The 16,864-nt window shown below is 64.1% G+C and carries 10 protein-coding genes; 7 read left to right on the top strand and 3 right to left on the bottom strand.

The features are described 5' to 3' along the window. Positions 1-324: 324 nt before the first annotated feature. The 4 genes from FJW03_RS28140 (at position 325) to FJW03_RS28125 (ending at position 7,670) form a co-directional block, all read left to right on the top strand. A complete protein-coding gene (locus tag FJW03_RS28140) occupies positions 325-4,332 on the top strand; it encodes a peptidoglycan-binding protein (protein WP_140765488.1) in 4,008 nt (1,335 codons plus the stop codon). Positions 4,333-4,524: 192 nt separating this feature from the next. Beyond that, entirely contained in the window at positions 4,525-5,448 is a 924-nt protein-coding gene (locus tag FJW03_RS28135) for a sulfite exporter TauE/SafE family protein (protein ID WP_140691415.1), read from the top strand. Beyond that, complete coding sequence (locus FJW03_RS28130) at positions 5,448-6,239, top strand: TIGR02186 family protein (RefSeq protein WP_140765490.1); 792 nt, start codon at positions 5,448-5,450, stop codon at positions 6,237-6,239. The genes FJW03_RS28135 and FJW03_RS28130 overlap by 1 nt, the downstream gene beginning before the upstream one ends. A 174-nt stretch (positions 6,240-6,413) precedes the next feature. Next, positions 6,414-7,670 (top strand): Hsp70 family protein, encoded by a 1,257-nt coding sequence (locus FJW03_RS28125; RefSeq protein WP_140765492.1) that lies wholly within the window; start codon positions 6,414-6,416, stop codon positions 7,668-7,670. A 122-nt stretch (positions 7,671-7,792) separates the two neighbouring features. Here the strand turns inward: FJW03_RS28125 and FJW03_RS28120 are convergent, their stop codons facing one another. Continuing rightward, complete coding sequence (locus FJW03_RS28120; RefSeq protein WP_140691406.1) at positions 7,793-8,695, bottom strand: LysR family transcriptional regulator; 903 nt, start codon at positions 8,693-8,695, stop codon at positions 7,793-7,795. Between the two features lie 278 nt (positions 8,696-8,973). On the opposite strand from FJW03_RS28120, the gene FJW03_RS28115 reads away from it, so the two are divergent. Genes FJW03_RS28115 through FJW03_RS28105 form a run of 3 tightly spaced genes read left to right on the top strand, consistent with a single transcriptional unit; the run spans position 8,974 to position 13,586 of the window. Next, entirely contained in the window at positions 8,974-11,907 is a 2,934-nt protein-coding gene (locus FJW03_RS28115) for a molybdopterin oxidoreductase family protein (protein WP_181173278.1), read from the top strand. Then, positions 11,904-12,638, top strand: a complete 735-nt coding sequence (locus FJW03_RS28110; RefSeq protein ID WP_140765495.1) for a 4Fe-4S dicluster domain-containing protein — start codon at positions 11,904-11,906, stop codon at positions 12,636-12,638. Before FJW03_RS28115 ends, FJW03_RS28110 begins: the two co-directional genes overlap by 4 nt. A gap of 12 nt (positions 12,639-12,650) precedes the next feature. Then, entirely contained in the window at positions 12,651-13,586 is a 936-nt protein-coding gene (locus FJW03_RS28105) for a dimethyl sulfoxide reductase anchor subunit family protein (RefSeq protein WP_140765497.1), read from the top strand. A gap of 2 nt (positions 13,587-13,588) precedes the next feature. Here FJW03_RS28105 and pdeM read toward each other — a convergent pair whose 3' ends face one another. Beyond that, positions 13,589-14,305, bottom strand: coding sequence for a ligase-associated DNA damage response endonuclease PdeM (pdeM, locus tag FJW03_RS28100; RefSeq protein WP_140765499.1), 717 nt, complete (start codon positions 14,303-14,305; stop codon positions 13,589-13,591). Next, the gene (locus tag FJW03_RS28095; RefSeq protein ID WP_140765501.1) at positions 14,302-16,836 is read right to left on the bottom strand and encodes a ligase-associated DNA damage response DEXH box helicase; all 2,535 of its coding nucleotides are present in this window, start codon (positions 16,834-16,836) and stop codon (positions 14,302-14,304) included. Before FJW03_RS28095 ends, pdeM begins: the two co-directional genes overlap by 4 nt. Positions 16,837-16,864 lie beyond the last annotated feature (28 nt).

Genomic DNA, 16,864 nt, shown 5'->3' with positions numbered 1-16,864 from the left:
TTACGTCAATTCTATACCGATAGCCGCCCGATGACGCAAGGGCGTTCTCTGATCGGTGCTTTATGCCGCACTGCGGGCAGCGACAGCCAATTTCCTTCCAACTTCTTAAGCTTGGTTAACGCGTTGTTTACCACGTTGGGCGAAATGTGCGCGTGTCGGCTACCCGTGTTTATCCTGTATCGAATTTCTCACGGTTTTTCGGAGCGCGGGTGAAACCCCGGGAAGCTAGTCTTCCGCCGTGGCATGGAAGCGCGGTCGCCTTCGTTCCGGCAGGGACTTGGACAGCTGGTCGCAAGCCGGCCAATCTGAAAGACGGACGCACCGATGAACAGCAAGCGGTCCTACCTCGATACACTCAACGCCGGCAGGCAGCGTAGGCCACAGACCACGCTCGAGCAACTGAACCGCTCGCTGGAGACGCTGGAACAGCGACTAGGGCAGACGCGCGAGGAGGTGACGGCGCGTCCCGCTTCCCGCCAATACGCCGCCGACCCGCGCTATCCCGCGACCGAGCCACGCTATCCCGCCGCCGACCCCCATTATCCAGCCGCCCAGTCAACCGGCCAGCAGCGCTGGTACGAGGATCCGCAGCCGGCGCCGCGCCCGCAGAACCCGGCGTCCGCCCCTGCCCTAGACCAGAACTACCAGGCCATCGCCCGCGACATCGACCGCGTGCGCGGGCAGGAAGACAGCATTGCCATGGTCGGCAAGATCGCCGGCGAACTGCGCGGCATGCGCGAGGAGCTGCGCCACCAGATGACGGCAGGGCTGCAGCGCGAATTCGATGCGCTGCGCAAGGATATCGACCGTGCCTTCCAGTCGAACGCCAGGCCCGGCGCATCGGGCAAGGGAAGCGCCGAACTCGGCATCGAATTCGAACGGCTTTCCGGCGCCATCAAGTCGCTGTCGGAAAAGAGCGACGACAGAAGCGTCAACCTGCTGCGGCTGGAGCTCGAGCAGGTCAAGACCGCTCTCGACACACTGGCGCGCGAGGAGAGCGTGCAGAAGGTCGACCGCCGCTGGGACGATTTCGACCGCCGCTGGACGGCATTCGAAGACCGGGTCGATGCCGACCAGCGCAAACGCTCCGACGATCCCGCCCTTGCGGCCCTGAGCGGCCGGCTGGAGCAGATTAGCAATGCCGTCAACAATTTGCCGGAATCGCTGTCGCTACGCTCGCTGGAGGAAAAGGTCCGCACACTTGCCGGCGCCGTCGATCACTTCGCCAGCCAGCAGGACAATCGCAGCGGCGATACCCTTGCCATGATCGACGAGCGGCTGGACGAGATTTCCCGTGCCATCGTCGCTTCGACCGTCGCGGCACAGGCCAATTCGGTCGACCATGAAGCTTTCGAGCGCATCGAGAAGCGGATCGACTCGCTCGCCCGGCAGATCGAGGAAGTGGCGCAGGACCGCCCCGGCAATGCGGTCATGGATCACCTGAGCACGCTGTCCAACCGGGTCGACGAACTGGCCGGTCGTGCCAACCTGCCGGAACAGGCGATGGAACGGCTGGCCAAACAGATCACGCTCATCGCCGACAAGATCGACCAGGCGCCGGCCATGCCCGACGCCGACTATATCTTCCATGGGCTGGAGCAACGCTTCGACGTGCTGTCCGGCATGATGGAACGCCGCCAGGGTGACGCCATCGAACAGGGCAACATGCTGTTTCGCGATCTCGAACGCCGGCTGGACGAAGTTGCCGACCGGCTCGACCAGCGCATGATGCCGCAAGTCGACAGCGCCGGCATCATGGAAGCCATCGACGCCCGCTTCACCGCGCTCGCCCAGCGCATGGAAACGCGTGTTCCAGATCCTGCTGGCGAAGCGGCGATCCGTGGGCTGGAAAGCCGCCTCGAGGACATTTCAAGCCGGCTGGACGCGTCGGCGGCGCAGGTGGCCGGCATCGATCCGGCGCTGATCCGCAGTCTGGAGGCGCAGGTCGCCGGCCTGTCGGCTCACCTGTCCAAGCCCAGTACGCCGCTGCCAGAATTCGAAGACATCAGCCCGCGCCTCGACGAAATCGAGAAGGCGCTGGCGGGAACCCGCGATTCCATTCTCGGCGCGGCACGCGAAGCAGCCGAGAATGCGGTGCGGTCGCTGGCCGGTTCGAACGCCAACACGACGGCCGTTTCAGGCCTCGCCCAGGACCTGAAGATGCTGGAAACGCTGACGCGGCGTTCCGACGAGCGCAATTCGCGGACATTCGAGGCCATCCACGATACGCTGCTGAAGATCGTCGACAGGCTGGGTTCGCTGGAAACCAGCGAACCGTCCGAAGCGGTAAGCGAGCTCCTGGATGCCGCGCCTGTGGATACGAGTGGCTGGCGAGGCACACGGCGGCCCAAGATGGCCGTGAACGCGCCGTCGATGAACATTGACGAACCGCTGCCGCTGAGCGGTGACTTGGCCGATCTCGACGCGCGTGGCGCGGCCATATCGCGCGGTGAACCTGCTTTGCCCGGCGAGCCGGTGGTGCATGCAGACACGCGCCTGCCACGCGGACCGGGCGCCCGCACGCCGGCGGAGGCCGCCGCCGCGGCCGCCATGGCCGCACTCGGTTCCGACACCATCGCCGAGAAGGATCAGCCGGCTGGCCGCAAATCGTTGTTCGGCGGGCTTGCACGCGCCTTCAAGAGCAAGAAGACGGCGGATGTTCCGCCGCTGGCCGGCTCGGCGCCGAGCGCCGAGATCCCGAGTGTCGATCTTGACGAGCCGCTCGACCCGAAAATGGCCAACCGCCCGCTGGAACCCGGCTCCGGCGCACCCGACCTCAATGCCATCATGAAGCGTGTACGCGACGAGCGGGCGCAACCGGCAAAGCCCAGTGAAAGCGATGCCGCGAAATCGGATTTCATCGCGGCCGCCCGGCGCGCCGCCCAGGCCGCCGCAGCCGAGGCGGATGCCTTGAAGCGCCAGTCGACCATGAAAGGGCCGGTGAAGGCACTGAGAATCGGCGACCTGCTCAAGGCGCGGCGCAAGCCGATCCTGATGGCTGCGGCAGCGATCATGCTGGCGCTTGCCGGCCTGCAGCTCGGCAAGGCGTTTCTCTCGGATCCCGCCCAGGTGGCAAGCAACGACGCGACCCCGATCATCACCGCGCAACCGGTGCAGACGGCATCCGTCGACACGGCGAGCCAGCCGAAGACTCAGCCGGCGGCAACGGACAGCGCGCCTGCCCGCCCCATCAGGCAGGCCGAACCCTCCGTTCCGGCAAGCAAGGATGACATGATCGCGCAGACCGCGCTCGCCATGCCGTCGGACACGGACGCGATGGCGAATACGGCGCCGGCGGCGGAACCGACTGCGGCATCCGCGGCCTCGACCACGTCTTCCGGCCCGAGCGCCACCGTCTCCGAGGCGATGGCTTCGGCCGCTCCGGCGCCAACCGCGCCCGCCATGCCAATGGCGACCACCGACAGCACCGTCAAGGACGGCACCGGAGGCGTTGCGCCGGCGGCGGCCATAGCTAGGTACGACATTCCGGCCGATGCCGGCCCGGCCGCGCTGCGCGATGCCGCCGCTGGCGGCGACGCCAAGGCGCTGTTCGAGATCGGCTCGCGCTACGCGGAGTCGCGCGGCGTCAAGGAAGACATGGCGGCGGCCGCCAAATGGTATGAGAAGTCGGCTGAACTGGGCTTCGCGCCGGCCGAATACCGCATCGGCAATTTCTACGAGAAGGGCATCGGCGTCACGCGCGACATCAAGAAGTCGAAGACCTGGTACCAGCTCGCCGCCGAGCAGGGCAACGCCAGCGCCATGCACAATCTGGCCGTGCTGTTCGCCATGGCGGCGGATGGGGTGACCGACAATGAATCGGCTGCGCACTGGTTCCAGGAGGCCGCCGACCTCGGTGTCAAGGACAGCCAGTTCAATCTCGGCATCCTCGCCGCCAAGGGCGTCGGCATGAAGCAGAACCTCGAGGAATCCTACAAATGGTTCGCCCTTGTCGCCAAGACCGGCGACAAGGACGCTGCCGCCAAACGCGACGAGATAGCCAATGCGCTGCGGCCCGAACAGCTGGAGCGCGCCCGTACCGCGACCGAATTGTGGAAGGCCAAGCCGCTCAACGCGGCGGCCAATTCGGCCGACATTCCCGAATCCTGGCAGGAGGGCACGCCGCAGACGACCGCCGGCATCGACATGAAAAAGGCGGTCAAGAACATCCAGCTGATCCTCAACAAGAACGGCTACGATGCCGGCGGCGCCGATGGCGTCATGGGCGACAAGACCAAGACCGCTATCATCGCTTTCCAGACCGATAACAAGTTGCCGGCGACCGGCGCCGTCGATGAAAAACTGGTCAGGGCGCTGCTGGCGCGCAAATAACGGAAGAAGCGTCGTTTCCGCGATGCTCTTGCCACACATTTGCCTGTTAACTGATTGAGATATTTTTTGTTTCGGCGCGGTGGCGGGGTTTGACCTTACCACCGCGTCGGCGCAAGAAAAAATTGGCTTTTCGGTGCGAGACTGCCAGCCGCGGCAGCATTGGCCGACAGGCAAACTGATCGAGACTGACGGGTGGGCATCTATCTCCCGATTGCGGAAATTTCCGTCAACGTCTTCGTGCTGCTGGCCATGGGCGCCGCGGTGGGCTTCCTGTCGGGCATGTTCGGCGTCGGCGGCGGCTTTCTCATCACACCGCTGCTGATCTTCTACAACATTCCCCCGGCGATCGCGGTCGCCACCGGCGCCAACCAGGTCATCGCCTCCTCCTTCTCCGGCGCGCTGTCGCACATGAAGCGGGGGACGCTCGACTTCAAGCTCGGCGGGGTGCTGCTGGCCGGCGGCATCGTTGGCTCCACCGGCGGCATCTTTGTCTTCGGTTTGCTGCGCCGGCTGGGCCAGCTCGACCTGTTCATCTCGCTGCTCTACGTCGTGCTGCTCGGCACCGTCGGCGGGCTGATGCTGGTCGAAAGCGTCAATGCCCTGCGCGCCACGCGCAGCGGCGCGGCACCGGTGCTGAAGAAATCCGGCCAGCACAACTGGATCCATCGCCTGCCGCTGAAGATGCGCTTCAGGGCGTCGAAACTGTTCGTCAGCGTCATCCCGGTGCTTGGCCTCGGTGCCGCCATCGGCTTCCTGTCGTCGATCATGGGTGTCGGCGGCGGCTTCATCATGGTGCCGGCGCTGATCTATCTGCTCAAAGTGCCGACCAATGTCGTTATCGGCACTTCGCTGTTCCAGATCATCTTCACCTCCGCCTACACGACGCTGGTCCACGCCACCACCAACCAGACCGTCGATGTGATGCTTGCCTTCCTGCTGATGGCCGGCGGCGTGGCCGGCGCCCAATATGGCGCCAAGGCGGGCCAGCGGCTGCGCGGCGAACAATTGAGGGCGCTGCTGGCGCTGCTGGTGCTGGCCGTGGCGATCCGGCTTGCCATCGATCTGTTCGTCACGCCGCCCAATCTCTATTCGCTGTCCGGCGCGGGTCTCAACTGATGAGGGGGGTGGGGACGCTCGCAACCGCCATCTTCCTGTCCTTGCTTGCGTCAGCCACGCCGGCGAGGGCACAGACGCCGCCGATAGAAAGCATCCAGATCGGTCTTTCCACGGACAATGTCTCCATCACCGCCGGCTTTTCCGGCGCCGACCTGACCATTTTCGGTTCGCTGGAAAACCCCGACCCGCTGGTCGCGCGCCAGGGCCGCTACGATGTCATCGTCGTGCTTGAAGGGCCACCCAAGCCGGTGGTGGTACGCCGCAAGGACCGGGTGCTCGGCGTCTGGATCAATCTGGAATCCGAGACCTTCGAGAACGTGCCGGTCTCCTATTCGGTGGCGACCACGCGACCCCTGCAGGACATCACCGAACCGAACAGCTACAGGCAGCTGTCGCTCGGCGCCTCCAATCTCTACATGCAGCCTGCGGACGCCGGCGACAGCCCGGCCACGATCGAGGAATTCACCGCGGCCTTGCGCGAGCGCAAATCGGCGACCGGCCTCTACAGCGAGAACGTAGGCGGCGTGCAGTTCCTGTCGCAGAACCTGTTCCGCGCCACTGTCCGGCTGGCGCCGAACGTTCCGGTCGGCACCCACAAGGCGCGCGCCTTTCTGTTCAAGAGCGGCCTGTTCATCAAGGAAAGCTCGGCCCAGCTCGAAATCCGCAAGTCCGGTTTCGAACAGTCGATCTTTCGCGTCGCCCATGACTATTCCTTCCTCTATGGCGTGTTCGCGATATCGCTGGCCATGATAACGGGCTGGCTCGGCAGGCTGATCTTCCGCAAGGACTGAGACGTCCAAAAGGGGTTTCCCTTTCTCGCGTCATGCTATAGACCGCACGTCCCCGCCCGAAGGGCAAGCACGCACAATTCAATCCGGCAGAGCGGTTCGGTCGTCCGAAACCGCAGCGCACGCTTCTCCCGCGAGCGCCGATCCGCTGCCTGCCGCCAATGACAGGAGGCTGCTTTGCGACCAGCATTCGCCGGTATCGACTTCGGCACTTCGAACTCCACCGTTGGTGTGGTCCGCAACGGGCAACCTCGCCTCGTCACGCTTGAAGACGGCCAGGTCACCTTGCCGAGCGCCGTGTTCTTCAACTTCGAGGACGGCCGGATCGGCTTTGGCCGGCAGGCCATTGCCAATTACACGGACAGCGTCGAAGGCCGGCTGATGCGCTCGCTGAAGAGTGTGCTCGGCAGTTCGCTCGCGCACGAAAAGACTCGCATCAAGGCGCGCTCGATCGGCTTCATGGAGATCGTCGGCCTGTTCATCGGTCATCTCAGGAAAAGGCTGGAGGAAGACGCCGGCGGTGCGGTCGAGAGTGTGGTGCTCGGCCGGCCGGTACAATTCGTCGATGACGATGCCAAGGCCGATGCGAAGGCGCAGAGCGAGCTCGAAGCTGCTGCCCACGCGCAAGGCTTCACGAATATCGCTTTCCAGTTCGAGCCGATCGCCGCGGCGCTCGACTACGAACAGAAGGTGACGCGTGAGGAACTGGCGCTGATCATCGACATGGGCGGCGGTACGTCGGACTTTTCGATCGTCCGCGTCTCGCCGGAGCGTGCCCGATCTTCGGACCGCAAGGAGGATATCCTTGCCAGCCGTGGCGTCCATATCGGTGGTACGGATTTCGATCGACTGCTCAGCATCGCTCATGTGATGCCGAGGCTCGGCTATTTGACCCCGACCAAGGACAGCAAGCGCAATCTGCCGGCAAGCTATTTCATCGATCTCGCCACATGGCAGCGCATCAACCTGGTTTATACCGCCAAGGCGATGACGCATCTGCGCCAGATCCGCTACGAGGCCGAACGCGCCGATCTGGTCGACCGCTTCATCCACATCGTCGAGCATCGCTATGGGCACGCGCTGGCGGCATTGGTCGAGAAGGCCAAGATAGAGCTGACCGACAGGTCGTCGGCGGAAGTCGCCGTGACGCTGCCGGGCGCCGCGTTCGCCGCCGAGATCACGCGCGAGGGGCTGAACGCCACGATCGCCAGGGATATCGAGCGGATCACCGACACGGTCGGCCAGACCATTCGCGACGCGCAGGTCAAGCCGGCGGATATCACCGCGGTGTTCCTCACCGGGGGATCGACCGCGATCCCGCTCGCAAGACGGGAAATCCTATCGCTGGTGCCGCAGGCTTCCGTCATCGATGGCGACATGTTCGGCTCGGTCGGCCTTGGCCTGGCGCTCGACGCCCAGCGGAAGTTCGGCTGAACCGTCTTTTGTTTTCAGGGCAATTCCGGACGGAAACCGCCACGCACTTTTCCTGGAATTGCTACACTTTGTTTTGACGCAATTCCGGACGGAAACCGCCACGCACTTTTCCTGGAATTGCTCTAAGCCGGGCCACTTCCCGCGGTTCCGGCGCCGAGATGCGCCTTGAGCGCCATCTGGGCCAGGCTTGCCTGGCGATCGCGATGGCTGATCATGGCGAAGTCGCGCTTCGGCAATTCGATCGGCACGGCTCTCAGACTGCCTTCGGCGACGGCGCGTCCGACGACGAGTTCCGAGATGATGGTGGCGCCAGCGCCCGCCTCGACCGCCTGGCGAACCGCCTCGTTGCTGGGCAGCACCAGGAATACCTGCAGGTCGGCGAGCGAAATCCCGTCACGGCGCGCCAGATCCTCCAGCACTTCGCGCGTGCCCGAACCGCCTTCGCGGATGATCCAGCGCAAGCCCCTGATATCGGGGTGTCCCGGCGCGGTTTCGGATATCTCGGGATGGGAGTTGGCCACCACCAGCATCAACCGATCGGTATCGACCTTGGCGCGGCGCAATATGTCGGACTCGGTGCGCCCCTCGACCAGGCCGAGATCGGCGGCTCCATCGAGCACGCTGGCCTCGACCTGCCTTGTGTTGCCGATGCTGACGCTCAGCCTCACCGCGGGGTAGGCCTCGTGGAAGGACGCCAGCCGGCGCGGCAGCCAATAGCTGGCGATGGTCAGGCTGGCCGCGATCGAGAGACTGCCGGCGACCGTCTGCGAGACATGTTCCAGCACGTTGCGGGCGGCGGCGGCCCGCTCCAGCACGGCCTTGGCCTCGGGCAGGAATCGGTGGCCGGTCTGGGCAAGCTCGATGTTGCGGCCAACGCGGTTGAACAGGTGGACGCCGTGCTGCTCCTCAAGCGCGCGGATGGCGGCCGATGCTGCCGACTGTGAGATGCCCAGAAGCTCCGCCGCCTTGGTCATGTGGCCGCGCTCGGCGACAGCAACGAAAATGCGCAACTGATCCAGGGTCATGGACGCATTAAGAACCAACATCGATCGAATTTACAAGAACAACTGATTAGACGGATCGATAGCCTTATTCTACTTTTTGATCTGAAATTGGAAAAAATTGGCCATCGAATAGCTGCTGATAAAATGATCGGGCGATTCAGATCCCTGCTTGCCCATTGGGCCCGTGGCATCCGGCGGCGGCTGGCTGGTGATACCTATCACCCGGAAGAGCATTACATGCGCGGTCCCGGGCCGAAGACGCGGGCCAAGTCCGCGAACCGTGCGGATACGGCCGGACCATGATGCACGGACCGCCGCGCGGCCAGAATTCCGCACCATCGCAACTGCCGCTTGCCGACACGCGAGCACCCGATGAGGGCGACGGCGTCGACACCTCGCCAAGCGTTTCCGACCGCATCGCCAAGACGACCTGTTACATGTGCGCCTGCCGCTGCGGCATCGACGTGCACGTCAAGGATGGCAAGGTCCGCTACATCAACGGCAACAAGGACCATCCGGTCAATCGCGGCGTGATCTGTGGCAAGGGCAGTTCCGGCATCATGCAGCACTACAGCCCGGCCCGGCTGAAGAAGCCGCTGCTACGGAGCGGGCCACGGGGCTCGGGCGAGTTCCGGGAGATCGAGTGGGAAGAAGCCTTGTCGATCGCGACGGAGCGGCTCTCGGCCATTCGCCGGACCGACCCGAAAAAGCTCGCCTTCTTCTCCGGGCGCGACCAGTCGCAATCCTTGACCGGCTGGTGGGCAAGCCAGTTCGGCACGCCGAACTTCGCCGCCCATGGCGGTTTCTGTTCGGTCAACATGGCGGCTGGTGGCCTCTATTCGATCGGCGGCTCGTTCTGGGAGTTCGGCGAGCCCGACTGGGACAACACCAAATACTTCATGCTGTTCGGGGTCGCCGAGGACCATGATTCCAACCCGATCAAGATCGGCCTCGGCAAGCTCAAGGCGCGCGGCGCCAAGGTTGTGTCGATCAATCCATGCCGGACCGGCTACAACGCGATTGCCGACGACTGGATCGGCATCCGGCCCGGCACCGACGGCCTGTTCGTCTTCGCGCTGATCCATGAACTCATGAAAGCCGGGCGCGTCGACCTCGACTATCTCCTGCGCTACACCAATGCGCATATGCTGGTCATCCAGGAGACTGACGCCGCCGATGACGGACTGTTCTTGCGCGACGCCGACGGCAATCCGCTGGCCTGGGACAGGGTGGCGAAAACCTCCGTCAAGGCAATCGACCCGGAGGCGAAGCCGGCGCTGACCAGCAGCTTCGAAGTCGACGGCCGCCGCTGCGTGCCGGTGTTCCAGCTGATCGCCGACCGCTACCTCGATGAGAGCTATGCGCCGGATGCGGTCGCGGAGCGTTGCGGCATTCCCGCCGATACGATCCGCCGGATCGCCGCCGAACTTGCCCATGTCGCCTTCGAGCAGACGATCGAGCTGCCGGTGTCCTGGACTGATTGGGCAGGGCGCCGGCACCAGACGATCAAGGGGCGGCCCGTTTCCATGCATGCCATGCGCGGCATCTCCGCTCATACGAACGGCTTTCACACCTGCCGCGCCATCCACCTGCTGCAGGTGCTGCTCGGCACCGTGGATGTGCCGGGCGGATTTCGCTTCAAGCCGCCCTACCCCAAATCGGCGCCGCCGGGCCCGAAGCCCGCTGGCAAGATCGTCGAGCCGATGACGCCGCTCGACGGCATGCCGCTCGGTTTCGTCTGCGGGCCCGAAGATCTGCTGGTCGACGAAGCGGGTACGCCGCTTCGCATCGACAAGGCCTATTCCTGGGACGCGCCGCTGGCCGCGCACGGCCTGATGCACACCGTCATCCGCAATGCGTGGGCCGGCGATCCCTACCCGATCGACACGCTGATGATGTACATGTCGAACATGGCCTGGAATTCCTCGATGAACACCATCGAGACGATTCGCATGCTGACCGACCAGGATGGAGCCGGCAACTACAAGATCCCGTTCCTCATCTATTCCGACGCCTATTATTCCGAAACCGTGCCGTTCGCCGACCTCGTGCTGCCCGACACCACTTATCTCGAGCGACATGACTGCATCAGCCTGCTCGACCGGCCGATCAGCCATGCCGACGGGCCGGGCGACGCCATCCGCCATCCCGTCGTCGCGCCGGACCGCGACGTCCGGCCATTCCAGTCGGTGCTGATTGAGCTCGGAGCGCGGCTTGGCCTGCCAGGCTTCGTCAATGACGACGGATCGGCCAGGTATGCGGACTATGCCGACTACATCATCAATCACGAGCGCACGCCTGGCGTCGGCCCACTCGCCGGCTGGCGCGGCAAGGATGGGACGTCGATCGGCAAGGGCGAGCCCAATCCGAGCCAATTGCAGCGCTACATCGACAATGGCGGCTTCTGGCATCACGACTTTGCGGACGACCAGCGCTACTACAAGATGGCCAACCGTTCCTATCTCGACTTCGCGGTCCAGATGGGTTTCATCACCGAGGCGGAGCCAATCGTCTTCCAGCTCTATTCCGAACCGCTGCAGCGCTTTCGGCTGGCCGCGCGCGGCCACGGGCGTGTGCAGCCCCCGGAGGCCGCCGAGCGACAGCGCATCGAGACCTACATGGATCCGCTGCCGTTCTGGTACATGCCGTTCGAGGAAGCAGTCGTCGATCTCGAAAAATATCCGCTGCACGCGCTGTCGCAGCGGCCCATGCACATGTATCACTCCTGGGGCTCGCAGAATGCGTGGCTACGGCAGATCACCAGCCAGAACCGGCTGTTCGTGCATCACCGGACCGGCGCCAGCCTCGGTCTCGTCGACGACGACTGGGTGTGGATCGAAAGCATCAATGGCAGGGTCAAAGGGCAGATCAAGCTGATCGACGGGGTGAACGAAAGCACGGTCTGGACCTGGAACGCCATCGGCAAAAGGCGCGGCAGCTGGGGGCTTAAGGACGATGCCGCCGAGAGCAATCGCGGCTTCCTGCTCAACCACATCATCGGCGACCAGACATCGGCTGACGCCAGTGGCAGACGCTATTCGAATTCCGATCCGGTGACCGGCCAGGCGGCCTGGTTCGATCTGCGCGTGCGCATCGCCAAATGCGCGGCGGAGGAAGCCGGTTTCACCGAGCCGCAATTCGAGCGTTTTCACCAGCCGCCGCATTTCGAGCCTTCGCCCGACACGCTCCGTTTCGGCGCCGAATTCCGCCACGAGAGAGAAGCCGCCGAATGACCTGCCTGCCCTCTCATACGGACAAACGGCTCGGCCTTGTCATCGATCTGGACACCTGCGTCGGCTGCCAGGCCTGCGTCACCGCTTGCAAGGAATGGAACACCGGTGGCTACATGGCGCCGCTGACCGACATCGACCCCTATGGCGGCCATGTCGACGGCGTCTGGTTCAACCGCGTGCATAGCTACGAGCACACCACCGAAATGGGCGGCCGCACGGTCAACTTCCCACGCTCCTGCCTGCATTGCGAGACGCCGGCCTGCGTCACCGTCTGCCCGACCGGTGCCTCCTACAAGCGGGCCTCGGACGGCATCGTGCTGGTCGACGAGGATAAGTGCATCGGCTGCAAATTGTGCAGCTGGGCCTGCCCTTACGGCGCGCGTGAGTTCGATACCGATGTCGGCGTGATGAAGAAATGCACGCTCTGCGTCGATCGCATCTACAACGACAATCTGGCAGAGCAGGACCGCGTGCCGGCCTGCGTCGCCGCCTGCCCGACCAGCGCCCGGCATTTCGGCGATCTCGGCGATCCCCAGTCGGCGGTTTCGCAGCTGGTAAGAGAACGCGGCGGTGTCGACCTGATGCCGGAACTCGGCTATCGCCCAACCAACAAATACCTGCCGCCGCGCGCCCACACAACGCGCGCTGCATCGGTGGCCGCTCCGGCCTTGGAGCCGGTACGGGCTGAGGGCGGGTTCCTTGGCTGGGTCGACCGCATGCTTTCGAACTAGCCTCGCCAGACCATGCATCCCGCCTTCTCCGTCGTCTTCTTCACCACCGCCACCGGCGCCGGCTACGGCCTGCTCGCGCTGCTTGGCGTGCTGGCGTCGCTTGGGTTCATCCCGGACGATTTCTGGCTGGGCTTGGTCGGCCTGGGACTGGCGCTCGGACTGATTGTGATCGGACTGTTGTCCTCAACCGGCCATCTCGGACGGCCGGAGCGGGCCTGGCGGGCCTTTTCGCAGTGGCGCAGCTCCTGGCTATCGCGTGAAGGTGTTGCCTCCATGGCCACCTTCATCCCGGCAGGACTGTTCGGCATCGGCTGGGTCATTCTTGGCCGCCTCGACGGCTGGGTGGCGGCCGTCGGGCTTCTGGCCGCCACTAGCGCCATCGTTACGGTCTGTATGACAGGCATGATCTATGCCTCGTTGAAACCCATCGCCCAGTGGCACAGCCCCTACACCTTGCCCGGCTATCTCATCTTCTCGGCGATGAGCGGCAGCGTGCTCCTGAACGCGGTGTTGCAAGGTTTTGCACTGCGTTCGAAAATCTTTCTGGCGTCTTCCGTGCTGCTCGTCCTGCTTGGCTGGATCTGGAAACTGGCAACCTGGCGCTACAACGACCGGCTGGAAATCGCGACCACCGCCAACACCGCGACGGGGCTTGCCGGCGGCACGGTGCGGACGTTGGAATGGCCGCATACCGAGGAAAATTACCTGCTCAAGGAAATGGGCTTTCGCATCGCGCGCAAGCACAGCGCGAAGCTGCGCCGGATCACGCAGGCACTGGCCTTCGCATTGCCCATCCTGTTGCTGGTCGCCGCCTTCGCCTTGCCTTGGTCTTTCGGCGTGGCGCTATCAGTGCTCGCAGCGATCGTCCAATTCGTCGGCATGCTGGTCGAGCGTTGGCTGTTCTTCGCCGAAGCGAAGCACACGGTTACCTTGTACTACGGACGTTAAGCTCAGCCGGGGCGCAACATCGAACCGGAGATAGCGAAGATGCGGTCGGTGCCAAGCATATACACCATCAGCGATTCCAGGCGGAACAGCCCGGCATAGGCGCGGTCGAGCACGTTGAGCGAACCAGTATAGGCGCCGAAGGCGGGCATAATCATGCGGCCGCCATCGCCGGCGAAGCAGCGCCTGCGCACTGAGCGCCCGCGCTGCACGATGCGGGCGCAAGGGTGGAAATGGCCCGCGATCTCGCCTTCGACCCACAGCTTCGACGGCTCATGCCGAAACAGCAGCGAGCCGATGGCCAATTCCCGCACCGTTTCGCCCGGCAGATCGGCGGGCGCTTCCGGATCATGGTTGCCGGCGACCCAGAACCATTGGCGACCTCGCATCAGCGCTTCCAGCCGCTCACGAAAGCTCGCATGCATGCGCTCGGCGCCGCCGCCGTCATGAAAGGAGTCGCCCAGGCTGATGACGATCGACGGCTGATAGTCTGATATGACGGCCTGCAGTCTGAGCAAGGTCGCGCCTGTGTCGTAAGGCGGGATCAGCGTGCCGCGCCTTGCCAGAGATGACCCCTTTTCCAGATGCAGGTCGGAGACCGCGAGCAGTTTTAGCTCTGGAAAATAGAGCACGCCGCGCGGATCGCAGACCGCACGCTCGCCGGCGATGCCGACAGGGTCGGCCTCGGCAATCAGCGATGCGCGCGCCAGCGAAAAATTCATGCCTCACTCATTCCCGGGCCCATGGCCTCCTCGACCAGTGTCGCCGCATCCATCAAAAGCGTTTCATCGGCTTCGCCGTTCACAGGCATCTTGCCGATTTCAAGCATGATCGGCACCGCGAGCGGCGAAATCTGCTCCAGATTCTTATGCATGATTCGACCCTGGATGCGCGAGAGCATGTCGGCAAGTCTGCTGACATCGAGCAAACCGGCCGCCGCGTCGGCGCGCGTTGCCTGAAGCAGGATGTGGTCGGGCTCGTGGCTGCGCAGCACGTCATAGATCAGGTCGGTGGACACGGTGACCTGGCGGCCGCTCTTCTCCTGGCCCGGATGCCGTTTTTCGATCAATCCTGAAATCAGGGCGCAATTGCGGAAGGTGCGTTTGAGGAGCCAGCTATCGGCGAGCCAGGCCTCCAGATCGTCGCCCAGCATGTCCTGATCGAAAAGGGCGCCAAGAGACGGTTTGCGGGCTTTGAACATCGCGCCCATGTCGCCCAGCGACCATATGGCCAACGCATAGTCGGTGGCGACAAAGCCGAGCGGCCTGGCACCCGCCCGGTCGAGGCGACGGGTGAGCAACATGCCGAGCGTCTGGTGAGCGAGCCGGCCCTCGAATGGATAGGCGACCAGATAGTGGCGGTTGCCACGCGGGAAGGTCTCAATCAGCAGGTCATCGCGCTTGGGCAGAACCGATTTGTCGGCCTGAAATCGCAACCAGTCCGCCACCTGCTCCGGCAATTGCTTCCACCGCTGCGGATCGTCCAGCATGACGCGGACCTGTTCGGCAAGGTATGTCGAAAGCGGAAACTTGCCGCCGCCATAATAAGGCACCTTGGCATCGCTGCCGGGCGCGTTCGACACGAAACATTCGCTTTCGCGGATGCCTTCGAAACGAAGAACTTTGCCGGCAAACATGAAAGTATCGCCGTGGGTCAGCGTTTCGAGGAAGGTCTCCTCGATCTTGCCCAGAACCCGACCGCCGCGCGACGCCGAGCCCTTGCTGCCGGCCTGGACGTACCTCACATTGAGCGCAGGCACCTCGATGATGGTGCCGACATTCAGCCTGTATTGCTGGGCAACGCGCGGGTTGGAGACCCGCCATAATCCGTCCTTGTTCAGGCGGATGCGGGCGTAGCGCTCGTAGTTTTTCAGCGCATAGCCGCCGGTGGCGACGAAATCGATGACGCGGTCGAATGTCGGCCGATCGAGACAGGCATAGGGCGCGGCTGTCCGGATCTCCTCGAACAGCGCATCGGCACTGAACGGTGCGCCACAGGCACAGCCCAGCACATGCTGTGCCAGCACATCGAGCCCACCATTGACCAGCGGCGGCGTGTCTTGCGCGCCAAGATAGTTGGCGTCCAGCGCTGCCCGGCACTCCAGCACCTCGAAGCGATTGGCTGGGATGAGGATTGCCTTCGAGGGTTCGTCCATGCGGTGATTGGCGCGGCCGATGCGCTGCGCCAGGCGGCTTGCTCCTTTCGGCGCGCCGACATGCACGACCAGGTCGACATCGCCCCAGTCGATGCCAAGGTCCAACGTCGAGGTGGCGACGATGGCGCGCAACGCATTCTCACCCATTGCCTTTTCGACGCGCCGGCGCTGTGCGACGTCGAGCGAGCCGTGGTGGAGCGCAATCGGCAACGTGTCTTCGTTGACGCGCCACAATTCCTGGAACAGCAGCTCCGCTTGGCTGCGCGTGTTGACGAATAGCAAGGTCGTCTTGTGGCGCTTGATTTCGCGGTAGATTTCCGGCGTAGCATAACGAGCCGAATGTCCGGCCCAGGGCACGTGCTCTTCCGAATCGAGGATCGATATTTCGGGCTTCGCACCGCCGGTGACGACGATCAATTCGGCCATTTCGCTGGGTGGGTTCTGGCTGACCAGCCAGCGCCGTAACTCATCCGGTTCGGCGACCGTCGCCGAAAGGCCGATCGTCTGCAGGCCAGGAACAAAGCTGCGCAGCCGCGCCAGGCCGAGTGCCAGGAGATGGCCCCGCTTGGAGGTCACCAGCGAATGCAGTTCGTCGAGCACGACATAGCGCAGATCCTCGAAGAAGCGCCTGGCATCGGGAGCCGCGATCAGCAGCGCCAGTTGCTCTGGCGTGGTGAGCAGGATGTCGGGCGGTACGAGTTTCTGCCGCTGGCGCTTGTGGGAAGGCGTGTCGCCGGTGCGCGTCTCGATAGTGACGGGCAGCCCGATCTCTTCCACCGGCTTGCCGAGATTGCGCTCGATGTCGACGGCCAGCGCCTTCAGCGGCGAAATGTAGAGCGTATGGATGCCGCGATGCGCGTGCCCTGGTTTTCGCCTCGGCCGGACGGCCAGTTCGGTCAGCGACGGCAGGAAGCCTGCCAGCGTCTTGCCGGCGCCAGTCGGTGCGATCAGCAGCACCGATTGCCCGGCTTGAGCCTTCGCCAACAATTCGATCTGATGGGCGCGCGGCGACCAGCCCTTCTTGCCGAACCATTTTACGAATGGCTCGGGCAGGGCAATGGCGGCATTCTGGTCTGCAAGGCGCGGCTGCTCTGTCACGTGCCAGAGGTAGCGCGAGCGCGCGCGA

Source organism: Mesorhizobium sp. B4-1-4, from assembly GCF_006439395.2.
Classification (GTDB): Bacteria; Pseudomonadota; Alphaproteobacteria; order Rhizobiales; family Rhizobiaceae; genus Mesorhizobium.
This window is presented reverse-complemented; position numbering and strand designations above follow the sequence as displayed.